This is a genomic window from Corynebacterium sp. HMSC055A01, from assembly GCF_001809405.1.
GTDB classification, from domain to species: domain Bacteria; phylum Actinomycetota; class Actinomycetes; order Mycobacteriales; family Mycobacteriaceae; genus Corynebacterium; species Corynebacterium hesseae.
On sequence record NZ_KV797591.1, the window covers coordinates 164,667 to 176,289 of the forward strand.

Genomic DNA, 11,623 nt, shown 5'->3' on the forward strand with positions numbered 1-11,623 from the left:
TGAGAAAGGATACGTTTCGCATGAAACGACTTTTGGTGGCGTTGGCGTGTGTCTTCGCCCTCACAGGGTGCGGCGTCCAAGGCGCCTATGAATCCCAAGACGCGCAGCTGCGCGACGCCCTCCCAGACGCGCAGTCGGCCAAAGACCCGCGCTCGTTTACGGGTGTGTCGAATGTGACGGACTTCGAGGATGTCGTCGCGGTGGCGGAGTCGCCTACTCCCGCGCTGCCGGTAGAGCTCACGGATGCTGACGGCTACGACGTCTCCGTTACGGATGTGTCCCGAATCGTGGCATTGGATCTCTACGGTACGTATACGAAAACCCTCGAGGGCCTAGGGCTTACGGACAATATCGTGGGTCGCACGGTGTCGTCGACGGAAAACGCTATCGCCGATCGCCCCGTCGTGACCCAGGGCGGACACAACATCAACGTGGAAGCCGTGCTCGAACTCCGGCCCACGCTGGTCATCGTCGATCATTCGATCGGCCCACGCGACGCCATCGACCAGATTCGCGCCGCAGGGGTGACCACCGTGGTCATGGAGCCGAAACGCACCATTGACTCGGTGGCCGAGGACATCACAAACCTGGCCGCGGTCGTGGGTCTGCCAGACGAAGGCGAAACGCTGGCCAACCGCTCCGTCGAAGAAATCGAAAAAGATAAGGCGGCCATCGCAGACATCGTGCCGGAGGAGCCAATGCGCATGGCGTTCCTCTACGCGCGCGGCAACGGCGGCATCTTCTTCATCATGGGAGAAGGCACGGGTGCCAAGGACCTCATTGAGGGTGTGGGCGGCGTAGACCTCGGCACCGAATACCACCTCTCTTACGCCGAACCTGCCAACGCCGAATCTTTGGCAAAGATTAACCCTGAGGTCATCATCATGATGACGGGCGGCCTGGAGTCGACCGGCGGCGTCGAAGGCCTCCTCGAGCGCCCCGGCATTGCACAAACCACCGCGGGCCAAAAGCAGCGGATCGTGACCATCCCAGACGGGCAATCGCTCGCCTTCGGGCCCTTGACCGGACAGACCCTTCTCAAACTTGCGCAGGCAATCTATGACCCAGACAATGCTTAAACCGGCGGCCCCCACGGAGGTTTTCGCTCGGCGCTCCCGCCTGCGGGTTGGTGTATTCGTATCGCTTGGGGTGCTGCTTGGTGTCGCCTTCATCCTGTCGCTTGCGCTGGGGCAGTACTACGTCGCGCTGGGTGACTTGGTGCAGATTATGGCCGCGGGCCCTGGCGGTGGCTTGACGGCCAACGTCGTGTGGCAGATCCGCCTGCCGCGCATTCTGCTCGGTTTCTTGGTCGGCGCGTGCTTGGGAGTGGCGGGCACGCTCATGCAGGCCGTGTTCGCCAACCCGCTGGCTGAGCCCTCCATCGTGGGCGTGACCTCCGGTGCCGGTGTAGGCGCGGCCGTGGTAATCGTCTTTAATATCTCCGTCCTGGGTACCTTCACGGTGCCGCTCGCGGCGTTTGCTACGGCGCTGCTGGTTACCGCGCTGATCTACCAGTTGGCGCGCTCACGAGGGCGTGTGGCGGTGGTCAATCTGATCCTGACCGGCATTGCTATCAACGCGGTGTGCAACGCCATCATCTCCTTCATGATGTACCTGGCGCCTACCGCGAACCGCGAGCAAATCATCTTTTGGCAAATGGGTTCGCTCAACGGTTCCCAGTGGAAACACGTGTGGGTGGGCCTCCCCATCGCCCTCCTCGGGATGGCCATTGCGCTGCGTCTTGGCCGCCAGCTAGATGTGCTCGCGCTGGGCGAGCGCGCCGCGGAACACACTGGCGTCGACGTCAAGCGACTGCGCATTATCGCCATCGCTGCCTCGGCGATCCTTACCGCCGGCGCAGTTGCTTTCGCCGGACTTATTGGGTTCGTCGGCCTTATCGTGCCGCACCTGCTGCGTACGATCATCGGCCCAGAAAACAGGGTCTTGCTGCCGGCCTCTGCGGTGGCGGGCGCCGTACTCATTGGCTTTGCCGACGTCGCTGCGCGCACGCTCATTCCTTTCGCCGACCTTCCCATCGGTATCTTTACCGCGCTCGTGGGTGGCCCCACCTTCTTCGTGCTGTTGCGCCGGATGATGAAGAAGGGAATGCATTGATGATTAACGTTGCGAATCTTTCCGTTTCGATCGGCGAGCGGAACCTGCTTTCCGATGTCTCCTTTGTCGCCCGCCCAGGGGAGGTCACCGGCCTCATCGGCCCGAATGGTGCGGGCAAGTCCACGCTGCTGGCGGCCATCGCCGGCGATATTGATTACACCGGTTCCGTTTCCCTCGTGGGGCAGGATCCGGCGGTGTCCTCCCCAGGGGCGTTGGCCCGTGCGCGTGCGGTGATGCTGCAGGACGTTACTGTGTCCTTCCAGTTTCTCGTGCGTGATGTAGTGGCCATGGGCCGGCGCCCTTGGGAGGGCACCGCCAGGCAGGCCGAGGACGCCGCGATCATCGACGCAGCGCTTGCGGCGGTGGATGCGACGCACTTGGCCGGCCGCGATATTGCCACGCTCTCTGGCGGGGAGCGTGCGCGTGTGGCGTTGGCCCGTGTACTGGCGCAGCAGACCCCGGTGATTCTTCTCGATGAGCCGACTGCGGCGCTGGACATCCGCCACCAAGAACAAGTCTTGGGATTGGTGCGCTCGATCGCGGCGCAGGCTGGAGTGGCGGTGCTGGTGGTACTCCACGATTTGGGCGCCGCTGCGGCCTATTGCGATCACATCGTGTGCCTAGCAGACGGGGCAGTTGCCGCCGCCGGCCCGGTGCGCGAGGTCTACACCGACGAGATTTTGTCGCAGGTCTATCGCTGGCCCATCCAGGTGAGCAAGGCAGACGGCCACATCTCAGTCCATCCCGCGCGATGTCAGGTCGCCGATCCCGAGCAGTCTTTTGTCGATCTACTTAAGGAGTCTTAACTCATGCGTATTGTCTCTTCTTCTCTCGCGCTGGCGCTGACCGCCTCGGCGCTGACCGTTCCGGCAGCCTTTGCTGCCGATGCCCCCACCTGCGCCCCTGGCCAGACCCTGGAGACCCGCATTGTCTCCGGAACTGTGAATTGGGGCATCAAGGAATCTTTCCGCAACTACATCACCGGCCCCATCGCGAGGGGTGGGTGGACCACGTCCGGCGCGGTAACGCAGGACGAGGGTAACAAAGGCGGAGCAGACTTTCAGTTCCACTTCGAGGTGGATCCTTCTGCGTCCTCGGTGAGCCTGGGCGAAGACGGCACCGTCACGAAAGCCGATATTCGAACCAAGGATTCGACGCTGGAGTTTGAGGGCCACCACGGTGCGCTGTACACCAAGATGCTCTCGCCTTATGTCCTCACGGAGGCAGGGCAGGCAAAGGCGGGCACGTCCTACGAGGGCTACTACGTGCCGGGCAAGGGCATGACGGAATACACCCCGGAGGACCGCACGGAAGAAAACAAGAAGTCGGGCACGGATACCTTCGCTGAGGGCAATGCCGCATGGTCGAAGGACGGCGATATGCTCACGCTGAATGCGACCGACGTGACGTACAAGCCGAAGGCGGGTACCTACTACGATCGCGAGTCGAAGATCCAGCACATCGAGGGTATCGACGTGATCTTCATGGGCATGTACAACGAGAGCTACAAGCCGGAACTTGATGATGCACAGGTGACCTTGAAGACCGCGTCCGAGTGTGTGGGTCCTGCCGATGAGGGCACCGAGACCACCCCAGGGGAGCAGGACGAGCCGGGCCGCGACGAGCAGGGCAAGGACCAGGCAGGAGACCAAGGAAAGACTCCTGAGAAGGACCCAGAGAAGAAGCCGGAAAAGGGGCGGGATCAGAACCAAGGCGGCACGGATAACAAGGGCGAAGAAGGCTCTTCTTTTTCCAACGTGTGGAATATCGTGTTGGCGCTGACCGCTCTGGGCGGCATGTTTGCGGTCATCGGCGGCGCCATCGTGCAGTCCGGCGTTCTTAATCCCCTGCTGGCGCGCCTGCGTTAGCGAACCTGCACGGGTCTATTCCGAGTCGGCGTGACCCGCGTTGGCAAGGGCGTGGCTTTGGGCGTCGTGAGGATTGTCCAGGGTGGGGGAGAGCTGTTTGAGCACCATGCGCACGATGGCGCGCACGCGCTTGTCCATGGGCATATCCATGTGTGAGACGACGGCGCGTTTGTCGACGTCTTGCACATAGACATTGCGCACCGTTCCGTCGGGAGTGTCGCCGGGATCCAAGAAACAGGTTTCCGGCGGCACGACGATGGAGTCTTGCTTAGTGGCCACGCACGTGTAGCTCACACCGGGGGCCAGGTCACCGTTGCGGTTGAGCTCCTCCAGCGTCGCGCTGCCCACGATTTGTTCCATGCCGGCTGGGCCGAAGTAAGCGTCGATGATGGAGCGCATGACGTGTTCTTGGCGGCGGCTGGAAATCAACGAGCTGACGATTCCACCTTGGGTGGTGCCGTGGTTGGGCGCCGACAGGCAGATGATGTGGCGCACGCGGTCCACCGCATCGTGGTTATGCATCCAGTAGCGGGCGACGATACCGACTTGAGAGTGTCCGATGAGCACGACCTGTTCCGCGCCGGTGACGGCTTGGACCGCGTCGATATACGCGCCGACCTGATCGGCGGAGGCGGCGATGGGGCCGGTGGCGCGGGCGCCATAGTCCGGTGCGAACACGGTCCAGCCGTCCTCGCGCAGCTCGGAGCCGAGCAGCTGCCATACGCCTTTCGTATCCGTCGTCCCGTGGATGAGAATGATGGGCCATGGGTGGTCTTCATCCGGGCGCGCTGCCCAGTCGTCTTCGAAAACGCCGCGTGGCTTCAGGCGTGCGCCGAGCGGTAGCGATGCCAGGCGTGCCGCGGTCTCTGCCTCGTGGTCGTCGCCTGCGGACCCGCGTGGATGGCGAAAGTCGAGGTCGAAGAAGCTGCGGCGCTCGGCACGCAATAGCTCGGCGATTTCGTCGGCCACTTCCTCGCGCAAGGCGTTAGCGGGCGCAGGGGTGGTAATGCCGTGGCGCGGAGAGTCTGAAACTTGTTCCGCCGCCGGTGTCTCCGGCAGGCCTTCGGTGGCGTCGTAGCTGACGGAAGGGGGAGTCGGGTCTGAACGCCAGAACCGCCCGAGTCCCTCGGAGATGAGGGTTTCGAGTTCTTTGAGCGGTTCTTTGAACGAATCTGTTGCCATAACTCTCATCCTATTTCGTGCCGCGATACATTAATTTTTCGGAATTATTAGTGGTAACGGTGATATTTCGCGGGATCGCGGGAGAAAGTTCTCGTTCCCCCTTGACCATCCAACTAAAGGTTTATAAACTAAGCCTTGCCTAATCACGGGCGGTTGCTTACTAGGAAGGTCGCGCTCCACTTCCTTCTTACGGTAAGTGCCGAAAGATTAGTCATGGGGAGAAGGCCCGTCAGCGCGCAGCTGACGGGCCTTCGTTTATCTCTGGAAGTGGTAGTTGGGGGACGAGCCCAAATTCCTGCGCCTACCGGCGTGCTCGCGAGCTTTCGCTACGTCTTTTCTTCCCCCGCGCGCCTGCGCATGGAAGTCTTCGGCGGCCTCGCCGTCGCCCTCGCGCTTATCCCCGAGGTCTTAAGCTTTTCGATCCTGGCGGGGCTGGATCCACGCGTTGGACTCTTCGCGTCCGTCATCATGGCAATCTCCATCTCCTTTACTGGTGGTCGTCCTGCCATGATCTCCGCCGCGGCCGGCTCGGTCGCGTTGGTCATTGCTCCCTTGTCTGCCTCCCACGGTCTGCAGTACGTCCTCGCGGCGGTGCTGCTGGCGGGAGTCCTGCAGATCGTTCTCGCTTTCCTCGGGGTCGCCAAGCTCATGCGTTTTATCCCGCGCTCCGTTATGACTGGCTTCGTCAACGCGTTGGGCATCATGATGTTTACCGCGCAGCTGCCGCACCTCATGCACGTCCCGTGGATCGTCTATCCCCTCGTGACGCTCGGTGTGGTCATCATGCTTCTGTGGCCGAGGCTCACGGAGGTCGTCCCCGCCCCGCTCATCACGATCCTCGTCATCACAGTGCTCGTCGTCGTCTTCCGCTGGGACATTCCGGACGTCGCGGACCAAGGCGAGCTACCCACGAGCCTGCCGGGCTTCGTTTTCCCTGACGTGCCGCTCACGCTCGACACGCTCACGCTCATCGGCCCGTACGCGGTAGGCGTGGCCCTCGTCGGCCTCATGGAGTCGCTGCTCACAGCCAAACTTGTCGACGACATTACGGACAGCCACTCGGATAAAACGCGCGAGTCCCTCGGTCAGGGTATTGGCAACGTCCTTGCGGCGAGCATCGGCGGCATGGGCGTGTGTGCGATGATTGGCCAGACGATGATTGGCGTCAAAGCTTCTGGTGCTCGCACGCGCCTGTCGAGCCTGCTCGCTGGCATCTTCCTCCTCATTCTCATCCTTGTGTTGGGCGATACCGTGGGTGCGATTCCCATGACTGCGCTTGTCGCCGTCATGATCCTCGTCGCCGCGGACACGGTGGATTGGCACTCGGTGCGCACCATCCACCGCATGCCGCTGTCGGAAACGCTGGTCATGCTCGTGACGGTTGTGGGGACATTGGTTACTCACAACCTGGCGGTCGGCGTCATCGCCGGCGTGCTCACGGCCATGATTGCGTTCGCGCGTCGCGTCGCGCACCTCACCCAGGTCGAGCTCGTTGCTTCCGATGCCACCCGCGCCGCGTACCGCGTCACCGGCCAGCTTTTCTTTGCTTCGTCCAACGACCTTGTCTATTCCTTTGACTACACGCTGGGAGTCTCTGAGGTCGATATCGACATGTCGGCTGCGCAGGTATGGGATGCCTCGACTGTGGCGACGCTGGATGCGGTGCGTGAGAAATACGCGCAGCGCGGCGTGACCGTGGATATTCGGGGTCTTGATCCGGTCAGTCAGCAGCGCCTCGACCGGCTCTCGGGCAATTTGGGGGACTAAAACCTGGGGGAGAGATGTGCGCTGAGCATGGGGGTGCGACGATTAGTCATACTTTCGGTCGAATATGCGTCACTGTGGGCATGAAGTATGGCATAGGTCTTGATATGTAAGGCTTGCCTTGTTTAGACTATCCACATTAAGGTTAGGCAAGCGTTACTTAATCAGGAGGAATTTGGCCATGACCGTTGCCATGACCACGACGCCGCTTTCGCAGATGCTGCGTGAGGAAACCGCGCGAGCGCACGCCAGCGCAGAGGGCTCAGATTTTATGACCCGCTTGATGGCGGGTGAGCTCAGCGCAGAGGCACTCGCCACCTTTACTGGGCAGTTGTGGTTTATCTATGAGGCGCTTGAGCGCGCGGTCCGCACGGTAGCGGATACTCGCATCGCCGGAGCGGTGGCCGACCCCCGGTTGGAACGCCGCGATGCGCTGGAACTCGACCTCGCGGAAATGTACGGCCCGCAGTGGCGCGACGAGGTGCGTATCCTTCCCGCCACCGCACGCTACGTTGCGCGCCTGGAATCGCTCGATACGCCGGGATCGGAGCCCCGGGTCGTTGCTCACCACTACGTGCGCTACCTTGGCGATATCTCGGGTGGGCAGGTTATTGCCGCGCGCCTGGGGGCTCTCTACGGTATCGACCCGGATGCGCTCAATTTCTATAACTTCGCGGCGATTGGCAAGATTCCGCCCTACCGCAGCGCGTACCGCAAGGCGCTCGACGAGCTCGCGCTTTCTGATGCCCAGCGTGCCGCTCTCATCGCCGAGGCACAGGCCGCCTTCGCGTGTAACTCGGCAGTCTTCGCCGAGCTAGCGAAGCTGTATCCGGGCGCAGCGTAGCGCCGGGTTCACTATTTCCTCTCTTCCCCCTTCTTGTTTTATCTGTATTTCTAAAGTGACCTGGAGGTCTGTCGCGTGAAGAAAATCTCTTCTGCTTCTCTCGCATCTGCTCTTATCGTCTCTGCAATGGCTGTTCCGGCTACTGCTGCAACGCAGGACCTGACGGCGGGTACATTCGCCTGGCCCATCAAGACCTCATTTATGGAGCATCTTGCTGGCCCAATGGCAGCTGGCCGTTGGACGACCACGGATGGGGCGACGTATAAGGACAATCAGCTGCTCTTTCCGGTCAACGTCGCTGAGACGACGTTAGATGCGGACGGCAACGGCACCATCGTCCTTGACGGTTCGGCGCATATCGTGGCCTACAAAGGCCTGGGCGCGGGCGGCTCGGCCGGCCTCGATCTCACCTACTCAGATCTCAAGCTGCAGGTGCAAGGCACGAAGGTCGAGCTCGTTGGAGACTACGTTTTGTCCGGGGATCCGGGCGATAAGGGCGCGCAGGTCGACAGGGATGGCGATGATGACGTGCTGGTCACGTTCACCCTCGATGCCCCCATCGCGGTTGGGACCGATGTGAGCGCGCAGGATCGCCAGGCCACCGCGGGTGCAGGCCTGGAGGGCTCGCTACTGCGCTATAAGGAAGGTCAGATACTTGAGGGCGGCGACGTTGATCTCGTGCTGGACTTCGCTGATGGCAAGGATGCCGGGGTAGTCGAGGGGCATAAGTCGACGGGACTTGCCCGGGCTTCCGCGCAGTTGGGAACGCTGAGCTCGGAGGAACCGTCGAGCGAGGGTATCGGCATCCTCGTGGGGGTGATTGCGGGCGTTGTGGCGCTCGTGGGTACCGCGGTGGCAGGGATGCCTTTGGTGCTTGATGCGCTCAAGCGGGCGGGCATCCGACTCTAGTTCGATTGCTTCCGTTTGTGTGGATTCGGGCGTTGATCAGGTTGCGGTAACTTAGGTTACCGTGACCAAAATTGTCTTTGGCCTGCATGTTTGGGAACCCTAACCTAGCTAGCGGCATTTTTGAATATCTGTATTATGGGAGACTATACCGCCGGAAACCCGTTGGATAGCCGTCGGAAAAGACAGAAATTTACCTATTGAACAGGTACCGAAAGGCAAGGATATTCAATGAACGAGAAGCTGCAGAGCCTGCTGAACGCACAGGTTATTAACGAGCACGGCGCCGCCCTCATCTACACCCAGCTGGCCTACGAGATGGATGATCTTTCCTTCCCGGGCATGCGTGACTGGTTCTACGCTCAGGCTGCGGAGGAGCGCGAGCACGCTCAGAAGTTTGCCAACCACCTCCTCGCACGCGGTTACCGCGTGGAGCTCACCGATGTCCCGGTTCCGTCTGTGAAGGCCGCGACCCCGCTCGACGCTTTCGAGGCTGCCTACGCACACGAGCAGAAGGTCTCCGAGCAGATCCGCGAGATCGCTCGTACCGCTGATGAGGTGAAGGACCTTGAGTCCCGCCAGATCGTGAACTGGTTCCTCGACGAGCAGATTGAGGAAGAGGACACCGTCACCGAGATTATTGACCAGATCAAGCTCGTGGGCAACGATGGCTCCGGCCTCCTGCGCATCGACGCCACTCTGGGCTCCCGCGCAAAGTAGTCACGCGTGGCCATCAAGGCCTAGCTAATACACAAAGGTCAAGGGACAGTGACCATGCGGTAACAAACCCATCAAGATTGTCCTAATATCTCCCACCAACCCCATGGTTGGTGGGAGACTGCGTTTTATATGTCTATGAAGCAGAAAACCTGGACCGTGGTCGTGCTCCTCGCGCTCGCCGTCGCCTTGGGCGTCGGCATGGCGTTGAGCAGTACGCACGTTGCGCTCGGCACTTTTCTGCTTGGTGCGGCACTCATGCTGGGGCCCTTCGCGGGGGCGGGTCTCTTTCTTTTTGCTGCGCTCATCGCGGTGAGCCTGCCGCAGAAGTCCATTGCGTCAGTCGGCGGCGCGCTCGTGCTTGCCGCCGTGGGCTTGGTGATCTTCACGCCGCTCGGCATCATTCCGGACGCCATTGTGCCGCTGTATGCAGGAGGCGCGGCGCTGGGTGCCGTGGCGGTGCTGCTCGTGCCCACGGGGCTGCCCGGACGCTTGTTCCGTTTCTAGAACTCTGTCGTTTTGGGACGAGTCTGCGCGGCTTTCCGTAGTCTGGATGTATGTCGACGTATCTTTTCGATTTCTACGGAGTCTTGCTCCGTCATCGCCCACCGGAGCCGAAGGAGGCGCTGCTACGTCTCGTCGGTGCCGAGGATCCGGCCGCTTTTTGGACGGCGTATAACGAATTGCGCCCGGCCTATGACGCGGGCGTGGTGAGCGACGAACGCTGGTGGCGCCAGATGCAGGTGCGCCTAGGCCTTCCGGACTTCGATATCTCTGAGGCCGTCGCTCAGGACTTCGAGCCGTGTACGGCGCCGGACCTCGACGTCGTGGGGTCGCCCAGGAGTTGCTTGGCGCGGGCAATGCGGTGGGCGTGCTGTCCAATATTCCGGTGGGACTCGGTCGTATGGTGCGCGAGCGCAACGACTCGTGACTCAAGGAATTCACCGCCGTGGTGCTCAGTGGCGAGATTGGCGTGGTCAAGCCCGACAAGCGGGCCTTCGACGTGGCGATGGACGCGTTGGGTGCGAGTGCGAAAGACACACTCTTTATTGATGACACCCAGGGCAACGTCGACGCAGCACGGGCGGCAGGGCTGCGCGGGTATCTCTACGACGGCAACCTTGCCGAACTGCGTGCGGAGTGCGGGCTGGCCTAGGCGGCGCGCACCTTCGCGGTGTTCAGCTCAAGCGGCGTGCGCAGGAGCGGGTCGAGCGCGACGGCGCGGGCGATGGAGCGGACGATCTCCTTGTGGTTGGGGATCATGCGCAGCTCCGTCGCGGACGCGAGATCGGGGTCGAGCTCGCCGCGTGCGGCCGAGGCAAAGAGCTTCGGCGCGGTGGGCACGTCGTAGAAGGCGGAGCCGGCGATGACCACGGTGTCGGGGCGGTGGGCATCGATAAGCTGGGCCGTAAGGCGGCCGAGGTCGGAGGCACGCTGGGCAAGGACCGAGGGGGCATCGGCAGCCTCAGCGAGACGGGGCGCAAGCGCGGCGTTGACGAGGGTGTCGCGTGGGTCGGCGCCGTCGAACTGTGGGAGCTCGATGGAGGCAACGCCGTCCTCATCGGACAGGGCGGCGCCAATCGAGTCATCCGCGAAGAGGACGAGCGTGCGGGCTTCGTCGCCGAGAGGAGCGGCCTGCGTCTCCGAAGCGAGGATGGCGGGCACGGCCGGGGTGACAGTGACGGGGACGCCGAACTGGAAGTCGAGGCGTCCTGCGATATCCATGCCGTCCCAGCCGAGGTTGGCCGCGTGGACCTTGCCTTCTTCGTCGACGGAGCCGGAGGTGGTCACGCCGACGGAAACGAGTGTGCGGTCGACACCGGTGGTGAGCCGGTTGACGCCAGCGATGACGTGCTCGACGAAGTCATCGGGGCTGAGCTTCGAGACCGGGGTGGGAACGTTGTCTTCGCGGATAATGCGGCCGCGGGTGTCGTAGAGGCCGATATACGTCGAGGTGGTGCCGACCGCGATGCCGGAAAGGAGCCAGCCGTTATCGGAGGCCTCGAGCGGAACCGTGGGGCGGCCGCGACCTTGGGAGCGGGTGAGGTCCGTGCGCTCTTGGATGAGGCCGGCCTTGAGGAGAGCGGCGGTGGCGCGGGTGATGGTGGGCTGGGACAGTCCGGTGGCCTCCACGAGCTCGCTGCGCGTGATGATGGGATTGAGGCGTACGAGGTGGAGACGGGCCTGACCCCCGGACAGTGGACACGTCGGGGGTTAGCTATGCTGC

At 62.3% G+C, this 11,623-nt stretch carries 12 protein-coding genes; 10 read left to right on the forward strand and 2 right to left on the reverse strand.

Annotated elements, in window-relative coordinates; translation table 11 throughout:
- Positions 1-20 precede the first annotated feature (20 nt).
- From HMPREF2604_RS10025 to HMPREF2604_RS10040, 4 genes are read left to right on the forward strand one after another with little or no spacing between them, the layout of a single operon-like run.
- Complete coding sequence (locus tag HMPREF2604_RS10025) at positions 21-1,079, forward strand: heme/hemin ABC transporter substrate-binding protein (protein ID WP_070532438.1); 1,059 nt, start codon at positions 21-23, stop codon at positions 1,077-1,079.
- A complete protein-coding gene (locus HMPREF2604_RS10030) occupies positions 1,072-2,115 on the forward strand; it encodes a FecCD family ABC transporter permease (protein WP_180963883.1) in 1,044 nt (347 codons plus the stop codon). Before HMPREF2604_RS10025 ends, HMPREF2604_RS10030 begins: the two co-directional genes overlap by 8 nt.
- A complete protein-coding gene (locus HMPREF2604_RS10035) occupies positions 2,115-2,921 on the forward strand; it encodes a heme ABC transporter ATP-binding protein (RefSeq protein WP_070564966.1) in 807 nt (268 codons plus the stop codon). The genes HMPREF2604_RS10030 and HMPREF2604_RS10035 overlap by 1 nt, the downstream gene beginning before the upstream one ends.
- 3 nt (positions 2,922-2,924) lie before the next feature.
- Positions 2,925-3,983, forward strand: coding sequence for an HtaA domain-containing protein (locus HMPREF2604_RS10040; RefSeq protein WP_070524713.1), 1,059 nt, complete (start codon positions 2,925-2,927; stop codon positions 3,981-3,983).
- A gap of 15 nt (positions 3,984-3,998) precedes the next feature.
- Here HMPREF2604_RS10040 and HMPREF2604_RS10045 read toward each other — a convergent pair whose 3' ends face one another.
- Entirely contained in the window at positions 3,999-5,174 is a 1,176-nt protein-coding gene (locus HMPREF2604_RS10045) for an esterase/lipase family protein (RefSeq protein WP_070564969.1), read from the reverse strand.
- Between the two features lie 348 nt (positions 5,175-5,522).
- On the opposite strand from HMPREF2604_RS10045, the gene HMPREF2604_RS10050 reads away from it, so the two are divergent.
- The 6 genes from HMPREF2604_RS10050 (at position 5,523) to HMPREF2604_RS10075 (ending at position 10,552) form a co-directional block, all read left to right on the forward strand.
- Positions 5,523-6,932 carry a SulP family inorganic anion transporter gene (locus tag HMPREF2604_RS10050; protein WP_070564989.1) on the forward strand — a complete coding sequence of 470 codons (1,410 nt, stop codon included), beginning with the start codon at positions 5,523-5,525 and terminating at the stop codon, positions 6,930-6,932.
- 178 nt (positions 6,933-7,110) lie between these two features.
- A complete protein-coding gene (locus HMPREF2604_RS10055; protein ID WP_180963879.1) occupies positions 7,111-7,773 on the forward strand; it encodes a biliverdin-producing heme oxygenase in 663 nt (220 codons plus the stop codon).
- Between the two features lie 126 nt (positions 7,774-7,899).
- Positions 7,900-8,682 carry an HtaA domain-containing protein gene (locus HMPREF2604_RS10060; protein WP_083299245.1) on the forward strand — a complete coding sequence of 261 codons (783 nt, stop codon included), beginning with the start codon at positions 7,900-7,902 and terminating at the stop codon, positions 8,680-8,682.
- Positions 8,683-8,910: 228 nt separating this feature from the next.
- Positions 8,911-9,399 (forward strand): ferritin, encoded by a 489-nt coding sequence (locus HMPREF2604_RS10065; protein WP_070524707.1) that lies wholly within the window; start codon positions 8,911-8,913, stop codon positions 9,397-9,399.
- Positions 9,400-9,534: 135 nt separating this feature from the next.
- Positions 9,535-9,903 carry a hypothetical protein gene (locus tag HMPREF2604_RS10070; RefSeq protein WP_083299238.1) on the forward strand — a complete coding sequence of 123 codons (369 nt, stop codon included), beginning with the start codon at positions 9,535-9,537 and terminating at the stop codon, positions 9,901-9,903.
- Between the two features lie 442 nt (positions 9,904-10,345).
- Positions 10,346-10,552 carry an HAD-IA family hydrolase gene (locus HMPREF2604_RS10075; protein WP_070524703.1) on the forward strand — a complete coding sequence of 69 codons (207 nt, stop codon included), beginning with the start codon at positions 10,346-10,348 and terminating at the stop codon, positions 10,550-10,552.
- Here the strand turns inward: HMPREF2604_RS10075 and HMPREF2604_RS10080 are convergent.
- Positions 10,549-11,595 (reverse strand): ROK family transcriptional regulator, encoded by a 1,047-nt coding sequence (locus HMPREF2604_RS10080; RefSeq protein WP_070532436.1) that lies wholly within the window; start codon positions 11,593-11,595, stop codon positions 10,549-10,551. The genes HMPREF2604_RS10075 and HMPREF2604_RS10080 overlap by 4 nt on opposite strands.
- Positions 11,596-11,623 lie beyond the last annotated feature (28 nt).